We start from the raw sequence: 15958 nt of genomic DNA, 5'->3' as shown, positions 1-15958 counted from the left end.
ATTACCAATGACATCATGGATCAACAAATCGGGCCGCCCGCTAAGTTCGTCTGAATGGCTTCAAATTCATCACAATGCAAAAATAAATGAACGAATGCACTTTGCAAAAAAAATTCTTCAAAGCTCACCAGCATGTATCGTCGACTTAGGCTGTGGAACAGGTCTATGGCTCAACATTTTAGATAAAATCGCTTCAGCAAACTGTCATTTTATTGGGATTGACGGTGATACCGCTGCAATTTCTAAGGCAAAAGAAATCTCTCAAAACTGGAAAAGGAGTCACGAATTCATTCAATCTGATATTGAATCAAGTAGCAACATCCCCTGCGCCGACATGTTCCTCGTATTTAATATGTTTTCATATGTTAATGACAGTCTTAACTTTTTAAATAGCCTGCACAAAAAGCTTAATAAAAACGGTTGTGTCGTGATACGCCAATATGATGAAGGAACTATGCGATTCGGCCCAATGGACAATAAAGAGCGCTTCGAGATAGAAATGTCATTATTCACAGCTCTTTCAGACAGCAATATGTTTCGACACTATGACATTGACAGAACTATTCAAGCAATATCTGCATCCGATTTTACACAAAAAGACATTGAATTCGATGTGTTCGAGAAGAGATCTCCATATACAAACAGTTTTAAGCATTATCTCGACGAGACAATCAATTGGAATGCGCAGTTCTTAAGTGAAACCGCAAGGAATTTACTTATTAAATGGCAAGAAAAATATGTAGCGACACCAAATCCAGAACAATCTTACTTTGTTGAAGTCGATTTAGTGGCTACACTGTCGTGATCGAAACTCGCCCTTTTCCATAGCTGTGCATAATGTATTGCAAACATCTCTATCACTTGATGGTCTCTCGACAAGAGTACGATGGGGTCTTTCCCTATCCCTCGAAAATCCCAGTTAAACAACACCTCGCGAGTATCGTCAGCGTACTCGAGAATAATGAAATTCATTTGCGGATCTTTATGCCCGATAAGCTTGTACTTATAATGACACGCATTCCCTTTGGCAAGTCGTCTAGATGCAGTTTCAATCTCTCGAAATCTATCTATTGCCCAACTATCGCCAATGTCTTTCCATATTAATTTTTTTGAAGAGTAGTATGCTATTTGCTTGCATGAATCGTTATATGTATCAGTGTCATAGTATTTTTCTGAGGCCCTTTCTTGCTCTCCTTCTATATTGAATGATGTATTGTCAACTTCTCGAAGTGACGGCATTCTTCCAATAATATATTGAAGAGCTTTCTCTGGTGATCCAATTTTTATAACATGCAGATAGTCTTTTACAGCTTCACAGGCCTGTCCAGAGTACATTGATGCCTTTCGAATTTCAAGATCAGTGTTTATCCCTTGCCCTATTAGTAAGACTATAATAGAAAACAGCAGCGCAGGTATCGCTGCAAGTTCTTTTTGACCTCCAAAATTTAAAGGATCTAAATAATACGACACGACAAATGCAATAAGACTAAGAATTGGGCCCGACAAAATGCCAAGCCATTTTCCCATTCTTCCTTCTGCAATTTTCATAATAGATAATTCTCAATTATCGATTGGTTAGATGTACACTTTCAGGGGAGATCACCTCCCCGCGACTAAGGCTTTAATCAATTCAGGGCCAGTGCATAGCCTTGCTAAACGCAAAAATTGCTAACTGATACACATCAGAGGGCAGCACGCCGACGGTCAATCCGGTTAAGCATACGAAAACCACCATCAAATGTCAAAATCTATATTATTCAAGCAATTACTTTTCTGGTGTCTGAAGTGGTCTACCCGCCAAAAAGAAAAGTCCTGACCGGAGGCTCCCCCCGACCAGGACTTCCCAGCAAGACTTCGCCGCAACAACCAGCGGCGAACTCTCCACCCTACCCCAACAACACCCCCCGCGCCACCTCGTCCTGTACATCCGTGATAAACGGCACGCCGGTCTCCCGCTCGGTTTCGCGGTTGGCCGAGGCGATGTCGCGACGGTCGATGGAGGTGACCGCGAACTTGCGCGCGCCGGCCAAGAGCTGCTGCAAGCCCGCGCCGAGCTTGTCGGCCAGGGTGCAGATGGCCACCGCCCCGTAAGGGATGTTCGCCATCTCGTCCGCGCCGACTTTTTCCTTCACCGTGGAGTAGGCCGCGAAGAGTTCCTCGGGCGTGCGGCCGATGTCCGTGACGGTCTTGGGCAGGCTGTCCCAATTGCCGCTGACCGCCTCTCGGCGCGCGGGATTAAGGGCCCCTTCGATGTTGGAGCCCAAAAAGCCCGGGATCATCACTGCGCGGCCCATGCACACGAGCTTCACATAGGGCGCGCCCAGGGCCAGGGCCTTGAAGATGTGGTCCTCCCGGGCCAGGCCCCCGGCAAAGGACAGATCGACCACGCGCTGTCCGCGCGAGGCGAGAAGTGCGGCGTACTCGGCCGCCTTGGCGTGGAGCAGGATGGAGGGCACGCCCCAGGTCTCCATCATGTTCCAGGGGCTCATGCCCGTGCCGCCGCCGGCGCCGTCGATGGTGAGCAGATCAAGCCCGGCGTCGGTGGCGCAGCGCAGGGAGAGGGCCAAGGCTTCCATGCCGTAGGCCCCGGTCTTGAGCGAGATGTTGCGGAACCCAAGCGAGCGCAGATAGGCGACGTTGGCGGCAAAGGCCTCGCGCACGGCGTCGTTGCCGGCAAGGTCGGTGTAGCCCAGGCGCGAATGGCGGGCGAAGCCCTTGACCGCGCCGTTTTGGAAGGCTTCGACCACGGCCGGGTCCTGCGGGTCCGGGTCCACGAGGTAGCCGCGCTTTTTGAGGAACAGGGCGTAGTCGAGGCTTTTGACCTCGATCTCGCCGCCGATGTTCTTGGCCCCCTGGCCCCATTTGAGCTCCACCACCACCTTGTCGCCGTACTTGTCGGCCACGTACTCGGCCACGCCGTTGCGGGCGTCCTCGACGTTGAGCTGCACGATGACCGCGCCGTAGCCGTCGAAGTAGCGCAGATAGCCGTCGATGCGCCGGTCGAGTTCCGGGGCGGCGGTGATCTTGCCGTTCTCGATGACGGCCGCCCGGTCCACGCCGACCACGTTTTCGCCGATGACGATGGGCAGACCGGCCAGGGCGCAGCCGATGGCGAAGCTGTCCCAGTACTTGGCCGCGATAAAGGTCGACCCCAGCGCCCCGGTCATGAGCGGCAAGCGCGCCTTGAGGCCTTTGCCAAAGGCCGTTTCCAGGTTCACGTTGGTGAACAGGCAGTCGTCGGGATTGGTGGTGCGCCCGGCGGCCACGGCGTGGGCACCGTAGTTGTAGCCCTGGATGCGCAGGGCGTCGTAGCTCACGCCCACGTGTTCGGTGTTGCCGCTGCCGGCGGTGACGATCCCGAAATCCCGGGGATAGAGCATGGCCCGGCCCTTGAGGCTCGACAGCCATGTTTCGCATTTGCCGGCGCAGTCGGCGCGGCACAGGGTGCACAGCCCGGACGGGGCGACATTGCCGCGATTGGTCGTGCCGAGGACGTCGTTGGTCTTGGACAGGTTGCGCATGGTCTCTCCTGGCGGATCGTAGAGTGGAATAAAACCGCCGTAATACACAGGACGGCCGGGCGGGTGTCCATGGGCCGATCTCCCGAATGTTCGGGAAGGCTTCCCGGGAATCCCGGGGCCTCCCGGCCGGCCGCGAAACCGCGCTTTACCTGTCGCCCCCAAGCGGCCATACTGCCATCATGGCACGCACGCCCCTGACGCAACCCGACTTTTTGCCCATGACCCGGGCCGAGATGGACGCCCTCGGCTGGGACAGCCTGGATGTCCTGCTCGTCACCGGCGATGCCTACGTGGACCATCCGTCCTTTGGCGCGCCGCTGCTTGGCCGGTGGCTTGTGGCCCACGGCTACAAGACCGGCCTTGTGGCCCAGCCGCGCTGGGAAGGCGACGCGGCGGACGTTGCCGCCATGGGCCGGCCGCGCCTATTCGCCGGCGTCACGGCCGGGTCGCTGGACTCCATGCTGGCCCACTACACCGCCTTTCGCAAAAAACGCTCCGACGACGCCTACACCCCGGGCGGCAAGGCCGGCGCGCGCCCCAACCGGGCGGCCATCGTCTACGCCAACCTCGTGCGCCGGGCCTTTCCGGGCCTGCCCGTGGCCCTGGGCGGCATCGAGGCCTCGCTGCGGCGCGTGTCCCACTACGATTTCTGGTCAAACGCCCTGCGCCGCTCGGTCCTTTACGACGCCAAGGCCAGCGTGGTGCTCTACGGCATGGCCGAGACCGGCATCCTGGCCCTGGCCGAGGGACTGGACCGGCTGGAGGACGAAGGGGGCTTACTGGCCGATGTCCTCACCGAACTTCCCGGCGCGGCCTTTTCCCTCAAGCCCGACGAACTGCCCCAGCGGTTCCCGCAGGCCGACGTCCTGACCTTGCCGGCCCATGAGGCCATCGCCGCCGCCCCCAAGCGGCTCATCGAGGCCACGTTGACCCTGGAGCGCCACGTCCACCAGAACAAGCAGCTCGCCGTGCAGCGTAGCGGTGACCGGCTGACCGTGCTCACCCCGCCCGGGCCGGGTCTTTCCGGCAAAACCCTGGACGCCCTCTACGCCCTGCCCTACTCGCGCCGGCCGCATCCGGCCTACGCGCTGCCCATCCCGGCGGCGGACATGATCCGGGGCAGCCTCAACATCCACCGGGGCTGCGCCGGCGGCTGCTCCTTTTGCACCCTGGCCCTGCACCAGGGCCGGGCCATACGCTCGCGCAGCGCCGGTTCGGTGCTGGCCGAAGCGGCGCGGCTCGCCGAGACGCCGGGCTTCGACGGCTCGGTGAGCGACGTGGGCGGCCCCTCGGCCAACATGTGGGGCGGGCGCTGCCAGGGCGACATGTCTTCCTGCCAGCGGCCAAGCTGCCTGACGCCGACCATCTGCAAACATTTTTCCGTGGACCAGGGCGCGTTCGTCGATCTGTTGGAGGCGGTGGCCGAGGTTCCGGGCGTACGCCATGTGCGGGTGGCCAGCGGCTGGCGCATGGATCTGGCCCTGGCCGACGAGGCGGCTCTTGGGCGCATGGTGCGGCGTTTTACCGGCGGCCAGGCCAAAGTGGCCCCGGAGCACCAAAACGACCGGGTGCTAAGGCTCATGCGCAAGCCGCCCTTTGCCGTGTTCGAGCGGTTCCTGAAGGTCTTCGAGCGGGAATCCGGCCGGGCCGGCAAGGAGCAATACGTGGTCCCCTACCTCATGAGCGCTTTTCCGGGCTGCACCCTGGAGGACATGCGGCGCATGGCCGAGTGGTTCGCCGGCAAGGGCTGGCGGCCGAGTCAGGTGCAGTGCTTCATCCCCCTGCCCGGCACGGCGGCGGCGGCCATGTATTTCGCCGGCACGGACCTGTCCGGCCAGCCGCTTTTTGTGGCCGACGCCGACGCCGAGCGCCTGCGCCAGCACGCCGTATTGGGCGGCGAGCGCGAAAAGCGCCTGGCCGGCCAGGACAAGGGCCAGCCCGACCGGCGGCCCGGACGCCGCGCCCCGGGCGCACCCGCTTCTTCCCGCCGCGACGCGCCGCCGCCGCGCCCGGGCAAGGGGGACGCCGGGCGCGGTCACCCGGACGGCCGCAGAGGCAAACCCGACTCGCGCTCCACGGCGACTGACGACCAGCGCGGCCTGCGCCGCAAACACGGGGCATAAAGCAGCCTCTGCAGGCCAAACATCCGTTTCCAAGACTTGTATTATCTGAACCTACGCCACGTACTGAGTAAGCGGGCGTCGGCAAAACCGGGCGGCATTATGGATATTAGCGCAATATTGCTTTTTTTCCAGTCAAAGACCGTCATCAATATGGCCGTCGCAAGTTTTTTCATCAAAGGTCTTTTTCTGCTGGTTCTACACAAGATCAGACGTCAAAACTATCTTTTAATCCTATCTTACGGCTGTTTTGCGTTTTCCCTAGGCTGGGCCTTGTTCCTGCTGCGATTCATGACCGGCATCAACATCGCCTCGCTGCCTATAGCCAACCTGTGCATCCTTTCACTGCCCATATTCATTACCCTGTCTATATTTGCATTGGCCCGCCATCAACCAACACTGCGCTTTGGCCTGACAGTTTCCTCAATTTTCGCGTTTACTTTTGTTTTTTTAGTCATGACCACGCATGACAAGCACTTGCCAGGGATTTACACCTCGGCCATAAACGGCGCGCTGTATCTGTATACCGCGCTGCAAATCATCCGAAAAACCCGACCAACCAACGCCGTAGTCTGGTCCATGTACGGCTTCTGCCTCCTGCTGGCGACAACGCTCTTTATCCGGGCCGCCATCCTGTGCGCCGGCTGGCTTTCTCCGGCCTCGCCCATCGACGCCATCGGCCCCAACCTGACCGCCATCGTGCTTTTTGGCAACATGCTCTGCCTGGACGCGCTCATCCTCTGCTTTCCCCTCCTCGATTTCATGGATACTCAGTCCAGGCTTTCCCAGGCCAACAAGGAAATCATCGAGCGTTCGAAGATCGACGTTCTCACTGGAGCATACAACAGAAGCCATATGCAGTCGCGACTGCATCACCATGTCTCCCGGCACAACAGTTCCGACGAACCCTTTTCCCTGATCCTGTTCGACCTGGACCACTTCAAGACCATCAACGACACCTACGGGCACGTCATCGGCGATCGTGTCCTTGCCCAGGCGGGGAGCCAGGTGAAGTCGAGCCTGCGGCACAACGACGAGTTGTTCCGCTTCGGCGGCGAGGAATTTCTCGTCATTCTGCCCGACACCGACGCCAACCAAGCCGTTGACATTGCCGAACGACTGCGCCGGGATATCGCCGATCTGCTCTTCGATGGCCCCAATCTTGCGGAACAATTTCGGATAACGTCATCATTTGGAATAGCGAGCATGACGAAGGCCATAAGGTCCGCCGACATCCTGCTGCAACAAGCCGACGCCGCTCTCTACAAAGCCAAAGCCCAGGGCCGCGACAGGGTTTGCGTCTAGTGTCGCTCCCTCGAAATACACGGAGGGCATTTTACAGAAAACCGACCATACTTTTTACAAAACAGAATAACGCAAGCGCCCTGATCAACATAACGCGACACAAGCGTCGATTTTCGAGACAAGACCATGCCGTCTCAAAAGCAATTCTATCCTATGTCATAGCTTTATTACACTAAATACCTTCAGAAATTACAGCACAAGATAACAATAACATATAAGCCACATCACGAAATATCATAAAAACGTCATCTACGCAGCACAACCTTTTCCGCCCACAAATCTCTAACACCCAGGAGACGACCATGCGCTACGGAGCCAGGAACCAGATTCCGGCCAAGGTGACTTCCGTGAAAAAGGGCGACGTCATGACCCAGGTCAACTTCAGCGTGGAGGTCCCCCACGCCATGGCGTCGGTGCTGACCACCGAATCCGTGGAAGACCTCTCCCTGACCCCGGGCGATACGGTGCTGCTGGTGGTCAAGGCCATCCACGTGGTGCCGGTCAAGGAATAATCGGTCGAGACAGACAGCGCCTGTCCGCCAAAACGCGGCCGGCCCGGGAACCTGTCGGAGGTTCCCGGGCCGGCCGTTGGCGTTGCATGGGGCGGCTTCGGCCGCTCCATGACTCAGAAAACCAGGCGACGACCGGCGGAGGGGCAACGCCGCCCCGGCCGCGCCGCTGCCGCCTGGCGGTTATTCCTCGAAAGCGGCCAGGGCGGCGTTGTCCGGGTAAGCCTCGCGCAACCGGCGCACTTCCTCCAGGGCTTTGCGGCGCTGGCCCAGGCGGGTGAGTTCTTCCAGCAACGCAATGTCCGGGGTCACGTCGCCGGGCGCGGCAGTCTTTCGCATCTCGGCCACCTGCCCTTCGACATCGGCCAGTTGCGCCCGCTCCTCCTCGGAAAGGGGCCTGTCCTCGGGCAGAGCGACCTCCCGGGTCTTGACCTGGGCCGTGGCCTGCTCGCCGGCCTGGCTGAGGATGGACGAGGCTTCGCCCGTGGCCGGTTTGGGCTTGCCCGGCAGCTTGTCCACCACCGGCGGCGTGGACGCGTTGGGGCTTTGGCCGCCGGCGGCGGCGATGAGCACCGTGGCCGGCCCGGTCCAGGTCTCGCGCTGGCCAAGCTGCAAAAAGGCCAGCTGCACCTCGGCTCCCCGGGCCAGCTCCAGGCGTTCGCCCTCGCGCAGGCGGGTAAAGAGTTCCAGGGGCTTTTTCGGGCCGTCAGCCGGCGACAGGCTGGCCTGGCCGGACACGGCCGCCACCAGACAGACCAGACGCGGCGCGTCGGCCAGGGCGTAAACACCGGACAGGCCCACGGCCAGAATCACAAACACGAAAAACGCGACGGCGCGACGCATGGAAGCTCCTTTTCTCTATGTATCGGCCAGTCCCAGGATTTCCAGGACCGGCACGGGTTCGCTCTTGCCCTTGACCCGGGCCATTTCCTCGCGGCCGGTGGCGACGCCCGGCCCGGCCATTTCCACGGTCATGCGGCTGGCCACGATGGGGCAGCCCATGTCCTTGGTCACGCCTTCCAAGCGCGAGGCGGTGTTGACCGTGTCGCCGATGGCCGTGAAATCGAGCCGCTGGCGGGAGCCGATGTTGCCGACAACGGCCGGGCCGCTGTGCAGCCCCACGCCGATGCGAAAACGCCAGTCACCGAGCTTGGGAAAACGCTCGCGCATCCAGGTCTCAAAGTCATGGGAAGCAGTAATCATGCCGAGTGCCGTGGCAAGGGCTTGGCGCGCATGTTTCGGATCGGCCAGAGGCGCGCCAAAAACGGCCATGACCGCGTCGCCGACGAATTTGTCGATCATACCGCCATGGGCCAAAATGATGTCGCAGACCCGGCTGAAGTAGACATTCAAGAGCTCCACCACTTCCTCGGCCGTGAGCTTTTCACTTAATGTCGTGAAATCGCGGATATCAGAGAAAAGGACGGTGACCGTGGCCAGGGACCCGCCTGGCGCGGGCGGTTTGCCGCTGGCCAGGATGGCGGTAATGGCCGCGTCGGACACGTACTTGCCAAAGGCGTGGCGGATGTGGGCTTTTTCCCGCTCGCCGCGTGTGAGGCGCACGGCGTTGGCCCCGGCCCAGACGGCCACCAGTCCGACGTCAAGGCCGGCCAGGGGCAGAAGCCGCCCTGCCAGAAACAGACCATAGCCCAGGCCGAAAGCCCCAAGCCCCAGTCCAAGGGCGGCCAGGGCCGAACGCCCCGGCCCAAGCCGCGAACAGGCCAGGGAGCACAGGGCCAGAAACGGCAACCAGGCCCCGGCCGCGGCGCCGAGGCCGATGTTCGTCAGCGAGCGCCCGGTCAGCATGGCCTCGATGATGTTGGCATGGATCTCGGGGCCGGGCATGAACTCCTTGGGCGCGCCGAACAGCGGCAGGGAGTACGGCGAGGCCAGTCGGTCGTGGGCGCCGTGGATGTCGATGCCCAGAATGACGAGCTTGCCGGCCAGGGCCTGAACCATGGGGTCGCTCAAGGCGTCCGGGGCCAGCAGCCGGGCGAAGCTCACATGGGCAAAAGTCCCGGGCGGGCCGGCATAGGCGATAGGGCGCGGCTGCAAGGCGGCCCGGTCATCCAGGCCGGCCAGCCCCGGCGCGCCAGAAATACCTGGTGCGCCTTTTTTGGCCAAGGCGGCGGCAAAGGACAGGCGTGGCTCGCCCTCGCTGTACAAGGCCGGGGCGAATCGGCGCACCACGCCGTCACGGTCCAGGGGCACGTTGGTCAGCCCGAGATCGGCCTCGTGACGGGGCAAGGCCAGCAGATAGTCCGTAGCCGGCAGGCTAAACGACGGTTCGCCCGATTCGGTGGACACGCTGGCGGCCAGGACGACCTTGCCCTTGGCCAACTCCAGCATGAAGTCGCGGTCGAAATCGCGGCTGGCGTCGGCCCCGATGATGTCCATCCAGGTGACGGGACTCAGCGCCGGCTGGATGTCCATGCCCACGGCCACGGCCCCGACCTCGCGAAGCCTCGCCAGGATCTTGGCGTACAGCGGTCCCCAGAAAACCAGCGGCCGGTCAGGTTCGGCGGCCAGGGCCTTGTCGTCCAAAAGGGCCACGGCCACGTGCTGGGGTTCGAAGCGCTTGCCGGCCAGCACATGCCACAGATCCGACGACCAGGCGTCCACGCGCCGGGCCGGTTCCAAACGGGTGGTGAAAAGCCCCAGGGCCAGGGCGGCCAAGGTCAGGCCGGTGTAGAAAACGGGTTTGAATTGCATGGGCTATGGCGGCGAAGGCCGGAGGTTTGGCGGGCGGTTGGCGACGGCATGGGCAGACGAGGCCCCGGGCGGCAGTATCGGCCAGCCGGCCCGGGCCGTCCATGAAAATCTTGCGACCCGGACAGCTCAAGAAACCGGGTCCTGTAAACAATACGAACGTATTTGTTATAAAAAACCGGCATGGTATGCTGTTGCCCTCGAAACGCCTCAGGCGCTTTTCGGGGACGTGGCGCTAGAATTCAGGCCCTAGCTCGGTGAGCGTCACCACCTCAACGCGGCTGTCGCGTTCCTTGGCCCAGATTTTCAGGGCTTCCAGGGTTTCGCCGTAGGGATGGCCGATGGCGATGGCCCGGCCGTTTTTGAGCGCGTTGCGCTCGGCGGTCTTGAGCTGGCCCAGGATCGTGCGGACGTTGCGGACATTGTCCAGAAACACGGCCCGGCGGTAAAACGGCACGCCGTGCCTGCGCGCCGCCTCGGGCGCGGCGCTGACGGCCGAAGTGACCGAATCCAGAAAAAAAAGGCCCTTTTGCTTGAGCACGGCCATGACGGCGTCCATGCCGGCCGGGTCGCTGGTAAAGGCCGAGCCCATGTGGTTGTTGATGCCCTTGACGTGGGGAACCTGACTCAGGTTGTCGGCCAGGATGTCCTTCACGCGCTCGGGCTCCATGTCGGTGAAAAGCGCGCCCGGCCCGGGGTTGACTCGAGGGTAGGTTCCGGGCTGCATGGGTTGGTGCAGGAGGAGTTCCACGCCCCGGGCCACGGCCATGGTCTCCACGGACCGCGTCCGGGGGCGGTTGGGCAGGATGGCCAGGGTGACGGGAAACGGCAGTTCCGTAAGGTGCTGCGCCATGACCGGATGGTCGCCGATGTCGTCGATGACCACGACCATGCGCGGATTTTTGCCCTCGTCCCGGGCCACGGGCTGGGCCGTCGGCTCGGGCGGCTGGGCTTGCCCGCCAGCCGGCGGTTCGACCTTGCCCCGCACTTCGTGCGGCCCGTTGCCGTTCCCATTGCCATTGCCGTTGCCAGTGCCGTTGCCGTTGCCGTTGCCGTTTTCCGGCGAGACGGCCTGGGGCGGCAGGTGCTCTTCGAAATGCACGGGCGGCGGCGTGCCCCGGGCCTGGGTCTGGGCCTGGGACAGCGCCCGGGCCAGGGTCAGAGCGTCCTGCTCGTCGGTTGGGGTCGGGGGCGTGGCCTGGGGCGTCGCGGCCGGGGGCGCTGTGGCCTCGGAAACGGCCGCCGTCGCCTTGGACGTGGGTTTGAGCGGTTCGGGCTTTTTGCGGGCCGCCTGTTGGTTTACGGCCGGCTTTTGCGGCTTGGCCGCCTGACGTTCGCCCGGGGGCGTCGGGAACGGGCCGAACAGGAGCGCCGCGAGCACGGCAAGCGTAGCGACCAGGGCCAGGGCGGCCACGGCCGTAAAAACAGGTTTGCCGGAGAGAACCACACGGTTGTTCTCTCCGGCTCCGGAGCGCCGGGGAGCCTTGCCTTGCCCTTTGGCGGGCTTGGCGGCTCCCTTTTTGGCCTGGCGCTTCTTAGGGGGCGTAGGTTTTGATGGGGAAATACTTCACCAGTTCCAGGGCCAGCTTGAGCTGGTTGTCCCGGGCGAGCTGATCGAGCATCTTCTGCTTGGGATCGTCCGTCGCCTCGGGTTTCTTTTTCTTGTTTTCCAGATGCCGGGACAGGTCGCGCTCACGGAACTGGTGGTTGACCGAGAGCTTGTCACGGTCGGACTCGGTATCCTGGAGCGGGACCATGAAGTCGGGCTCGATGCCTTCGGCCTGGATGGAGCGGCCGCTTGGCGTGTAGTACAGCGCGGTGGTAAGCTTGATGCCCGAACCGTCGGACAGCGGGATGACGGTCTGCACAGAACCCTTGCCAAAGGTTTTTTCACCGACAAGCAAGGCGCGTTTGTGGTCCTTGAGGGCACCGGCCACGATCTCCGAGGCCGAGGCCGAGCCGGAATTGATGAGCACCACCAGGGGAACGGCCACGTCGGCGCCGTCGCCCTTGGCGGAAAAGATCTTTTCCTGCTCCTGGTTCTTGCCCTTGATGGAGACGATCTGGCCCGAGGGCAAAAACACGTCGGAGACGTTGACGGCCTGTTCCAGAAGTCCGCCGGGGTTGTTGCGCAGGTCGAGGATGACGCCCTTGAGCGGCTTGCCGCTTTTAGCCTGGTAGTCGGCCAGGGCCTGCTTGAGCTCGGCGGTGGTGTTCTCGTTGAAGCGGGTCAGGCGGATGTAGAGATAGCCCGGCTCCACTTCGTTGCTTTTGACGCTGATGATGGGGATGGTGTCCCGCACCACTTTCACCTTGAAGGGCTTTTGCTGGTCCTTGTGGATAAGGGTCAGGGACACGGCCTTGCCCTTGGGGCCGCGAATTTTTTGCACGGCATCGACCAGGGTCATGTCCTGGGTGGACTCGCCCTCGATTTCCAAAATGACGTCGCCGGCCTTGATGCCGGCCTTGTCGGCCGGGGTGTCGTCGATGGGGGAGATGACGGTCAGGCGGCCGTTTTCCATGCTGATTTCAATGCCGATGCCGCCGAATTCGCCAGAGGTGCTGACCTGCATCTCCTTGAACTCGTCTTTGGACAAGAAGCTCGAATGGGGATCGAGCTGCTGCAGCATCCCGACGATGGCCCCGTCGATGAGTTCGTTGCGGGTGACCGGCTTGACGTAGTGGTTTTCCACCAGATCCATGACCTGGCTGAAGCGCTTGAGTGGCGCGAACCGGTCTTCCTCGGGTTTGGCGGCAAACGCGACGGAGCATAACGCCAGGCTAACGGCCAGGGAACAGGACACTTTGGTCAAAAGACGCATACCATCCTCCAGGAAATGCGGACCGAAACGCCGGCCTCGGGTGAAAACGCCTATCCCCGCGAAACCGGCCGGCAGCCGAGCCTAGCGCCTGACGGCGAGCCACTCCGCCGGATTAAGGGCTTTTTCCCGAAAACGCAATTCGAAATAGACGCCGGGGGCGCGCGTCTGGTTGCAATAGCCGCTGCGGCCGAGTGTCCCCTGGCGGGGCACGACCTCGCCCACGGCGAGGCTCGTTTCCGACAGGCAGGCATAGACCGTGTGGCAACGGTCGTCATGGGCCAGGATAAGCACCCGGCCCAGGCCGCGCAACGTGCCGGTGAAAACCACCCGCCCGTCGGCGGCGGCCACAACGGGCGATCCTTCGGGCACGGCCAGCACCAGCCCCTGCCGGGCGTCGCGGCCGGACGGGGCAAAGGGCAAGGCCACCCGCCCCTGGCTCGGCCAGGCCAGCCCGCCGGGCGGCGGCGTGAAGACCGCCGGCCCGGCCGCGCCCTCCTCGCCCGTCGATGCCTCGCCAGCCGCCCCGTCATCCGGCGCGGCGGCCGCGTCCAGGGCCTCGGCCAGGGCGGCCTCGTCGCCGCGCCCCGGCGGGCTGGAAGCCGCTTCCAGCTCGCGCAGCCGGCCGGCCACGGCGGCGGCAAAGGCCACGTCGGCCTCCTTGCGCCCGGCCAGCAACCGCAAGGCCGCGTCGTCCCGGGCCAACCGCCCGGCCTTGGCCTTGGCTGCGGCGGCCTCAAAGGCCAGCCGCGACGCGCCGGCCGCCTCGATAAGCGACCGCGTCCAGACGAACCGGCGGTCAGCCTCGGCCCAATCCTCGGCCTGGGCCGCCCCGGCCAGGCTCTCGGCCCGAACCGGCCACAAGGCCGCCGTCAGAGCGGCAAGGCGTCTGGCCTCGGCGTCCCGGGCGGCCTCCAGGGCGGCCAGCTCCCGGCCAAGCCGGGCGGCCTCGGCCGACTGGGCCGCCACCTTGGCCCGGGCCTCGGCCAGCCGGGCCTTGGCCGCGTCCTGGGCCGCCGACACGGCCTTGGGCGGGACCGTCGGCGGTTTGACGGCCTGCCCCGGCCCGGCCAGGGCCAGCAGGCACATAAGGGCCAAAAGCGCCGTCTTCATTGCAAAAAACGCTCCAAAGGACAGGCGGCGCATTTGGGCGCGCGCGGCCGGCACCAGGCGTTGCCCACGCGCACCAGCAGGGCGTGGAATTCGTTATATAGCCCCACGTCCTCGGGCAGCGCGTCCATGAACAGCTCCCGCAGCTCGTCGTAGCCGGCCTCCTCGGGGGCCAGGCCGTGGCGGAAGCAGATACGGGCGGTGTAGGCGTCCACCACGAAGGCCGGTAGGTTCAGGCCATAGAGCAAAATACTGTCGGCGGTCTCGGGGCCAACGCCCTTGACGGACAAGAGCTTGTCCCGGGCCTGATCGAGATCGTAGCCGGCCAGGGCGGTCAAGTCGCCGCCAAGCTCCTCCACGATAAGCGCCATGAGGTTTTTGAGCCGCCCGGCCTTGACCCGGAAATGCCCGGCCGGCCGGATGCGCTCGGCCACGGTTTCCAGGCTGGCGGCGTGCAGGGCGTAAGGATCGAGCAGCCCGGCCTCGCGCAGTCCGGCCACGGCCTTGGCCGCGCCCTGCCAGTTGGTGTTCTGGGTCAGGATCGCACCCACGGCCATCTCCAAGGGCGTCTTGGCCGGCCACCAGCCGCTTGGGCCCATGGCGTCGAGCATGGCCCCGTACATGTTGAGAAAAAGGGTTTGGCGCTTCATGGCCGGATGCCCTGTTGCCTCGGTTGATGACCGAAACGACGCTTAGGCGACATATTCCCGGGGATTAAGCCCCAGCAGGCAGAAAACCTCGTAGGGGATGGTGCCCCACCACAGGGCCAGGTCGTCGGCCGTGACCGCGCCCGGTCCCTCGCCGCCAAGCAGATGGATGGCGTCGCCGGGCCGCACGGCATCAAGGCCCGAGACATCCACGGCCGTGAGCTGCATGCACACCCGGCCCAGGATGGGCACGCGCCGGCCGGCCAGGCACATGAAGCCCTTGTTGGACAGCCCCCGGCTGTAGGCGTCGGCGTAGCCGGCGGCCACGATGGCCACCCGCATGTCGCGCTCGGCCACGTAGGTGCGGCCGTAGCTGATGGAGGCCCCGCGCGGCAGGTCGTGGACCGAGACGATGCGGGTCACGGTCTCCATGGCCGGGAGCAAGCCGTGGCCAAGGGCCTCGCGGGCGCTGCCGGCAAAGGGATTGACGCCGTAGAGCGCGATGCCGGCCCGGCGGGCGTCGAAGCCGATGGCCCCGGCATGGGCCAGGATGCCGGCGGAGTTGCACAGCGAGGCCCGAAACGTCAGCCCGCCGTGGCGCAGGGTCTGGCAGATGCGGGCAAAGCGCGCCCCCTGCTCGGCCACGAATTCGAAGGCACCCGGATCGTCGGCCGTGGCCAGATGGGAGCTGACCATGACCACCTCGATGCAGGGCGAAGCGCACAGCATCTCGGCGAGTTTGGGCGCGTCGGCCTCCACGAACCCCAGCCGGGCCATGCCGGTGTCGAACTTCAGCGCCACCTTGGCCGACCGGCCAAGCCGGGTGCAGGTCGCGGCCAGCCGGGACAGCTGGTCGAAATCGTGCATGAAGGGCACGAGATTTTTTTCGATGATCAGCTGCTCGTCCTCGGGCAGCACCGGACCAAGGAGTGAAATGATTTCCGCCGTGCAGCCGGCATCGCGCAGGGCCGCGCCCTCGGCCGCCGAACCCACGGCAAAGCTCTCGCAACCGGCCCCGGCCAGGGCCGTGGCCGTTTCGAGAAGCCCGTGGCCGTAGGCGTCGGCCTTGATGACGCTGACGACCTGACCGCCCTGGGCGCGCAGGCGCGTATAGTTGGCGACGATGTTTTCCGTGCGTATCCGGGTGCGCAGGTAATTATGCTCGATGGGCATGGTCGGCTCCTTTTGCATGGGACACCCGCCCATCTACCCCCGACG

General features: G+C 63.1%; 13 protein-coding genes. 4 read left to right on the top strand and 9 right to left on the bottom strand.

Annotated features, from left to right (window positions below):
* The first annotated feature begins 7 nt into the window (after window positions 1-7).
* A complete protein-coding gene (locus tag C3Y92_RS08210; RefSeq protein ID WP_129351520.1) occupies window positions 8-805 on the top strand; it encodes a class I SAM-dependent methyltransferase in 798 nt (265 codons plus the stop codon).
* Here the strand turns inward: C3Y92_RS08210 and C3Y92_RS08205 are convergent.
* Window positions 766-1548 carry a hypothetical protein gene (locus tag C3Y92_RS08205; protein ID WP_129351518.1) on the bottom strand — a complete coding sequence of 261 codons (783 nt, stop codon included), beginning with the start codon at window positions 1546-1548 and terminating at the stop codon, window positions 766-768. The two genes, C3Y92_RS08210 and C3Y92_RS08205, sit on opposite strands and share 40 nt — an antisense overlap.
* 338 nt (window positions 1549-1886) lie before the next feature.
* Complete coding sequence (locus tag C3Y92_RS08200) at window positions 1887-3521, bottom strand: glutamate synthase-related protein (RefSeq protein WP_129351516.1); 1635 nt, start codon at window positions 3519-3521, stop codon at window positions 1887-1889.
* 179 nt (window positions 3522-3700) lie between these two features.
* Here C3Y92_RS08200 and C3Y92_RS08195 point away from each other — a divergent pair, with 179 nt between their 5' ends.
* From C3Y92_RS08195 to C3Y92_RS08185, 3 genes are all read left to right on the top strand, one after another.
* Entirely contained in the window at window positions 3701-5644 is a 1944-nt protein-coding gene (locus C3Y92_RS08195) for a YgiQ family radical SAM protein (RefSeq protein WP_129351514.1), read from the top strand.
* Between the two features lie 99 nt (window positions 5645-5743).
* Window positions 5744-6946, top strand: coding sequence for a GGDEF domain-containing protein (locus C3Y92_RS08190; RefSeq protein WP_129351512.1), 1203 nt, complete (start codon window positions 5744-5746; stop codon window positions 6944-6946).
* Between the two features lie 302 nt (window positions 6947-7248).
* Window positions 7249-7458, top strand: coding sequence for a TOBE domain-containing protein (locus tag C3Y92_RS08185; RefSeq protein WP_129351510.1), 210 nt, complete (start codon window positions 7249-7251; stop codon window positions 7456-7458).
* 180 nt (window positions 7459-7638) lie between these two features.
* Here C3Y92_RS08185 and C3Y92_RS08180 read toward each other — a convergent pair whose 3' ends face one another.
* The 7 genes from C3Y92_RS08180 to alr all read right to left on the bottom strand — a co-directional run bounded on the left by C3Y92_RS08180 (window position 7639) and on the right by alr (window position 15913).
* A complete protein-coding gene (locus tag C3Y92_RS08180) occupies window positions 7639-8298 on the bottom strand; it encodes a hypothetical protein (protein ID WP_129351508.1) in 660 nt (219 codons plus the stop codon).
* A gap of 15 nt (window positions 8299-8313) precedes the next feature.
* Window positions 8314-10167, bottom strand: a complete 1854-nt coding sequence (locus C3Y92_RS08175; protein WP_129351506.1) for an adenylate/guanylate cyclase domain-containing protein — start codon at window positions 10165-10167, stop codon at window positions 8314-8316.
* A gap of 232 nt (window positions 10168-10399) precedes the next feature.
* On the bottom strand, window positions 10400-11611 hold the full coding sequence (locus C3Y92_RS08170; protein ID WP_129351504.1) for a divergent polysaccharide deacetylase family protein: 1212 nt from the start codon (window positions 11609-11611) through the stop codon (window positions 10400-10402).
* 88 nt (window positions 11612-11699) lie between these two features.
* Window positions 11700-12986 (bottom strand): S41 family peptidase, encoded by a 1287-nt coding sequence (locus C3Y92_RS08165; RefSeq protein WP_129351502.1) that lies wholly within the window; start codon window positions 12984-12986, stop codon window positions 11700-11702.
* Between the two features lie 81 nt (window positions 12987-13067).
* A complete protein-coding gene (locus tag C3Y92_RS08160; protein WP_235669652.1) occupies window positions 13068-14096 on the bottom strand; it encodes a murein hydrolase activator EnvC family protein in 1029 nt (342 codons plus the stop codon).
* A complete protein-coding gene (locus tag C3Y92_RS08155; protein WP_129351498.1) occupies window positions 14093-14743 on the bottom strand; it encodes an endonuclease III domain-containing protein in 651 nt (216 codons plus the stop codon). The genes C3Y92_RS08160 and C3Y92_RS08155 overlap by 4 nt, the downstream gene beginning before the upstream one ends.
* Window positions 14744-14785: 42 nt before the next feature.
* Window positions 14786-15913, bottom strand: a complete 1128-nt coding sequence (gene alr / locus C3Y92_RS08150) for an alanine racemase (protein WP_129351496.1) — start codon at window positions 15911-15913, stop codon at window positions 14786-14788.
* Window positions 15914-15958 lie beyond the last annotated feature (45 nt).

Origin of the sequence: Solidesulfovibrio carbinolicus, assembly GCF_004135975.1 — a bacterium.
Lineage (GTDB): Bacteria > Desulfobacterota > Desulfovibrionia > Desulfovibrionales > Desulfovibrionaceae > Solidesulfovibrio > Solidesulfovibrio carbinolicus.
This window is presented reverse-complemented; position numbering and strand designations above follow the sequence as displayed.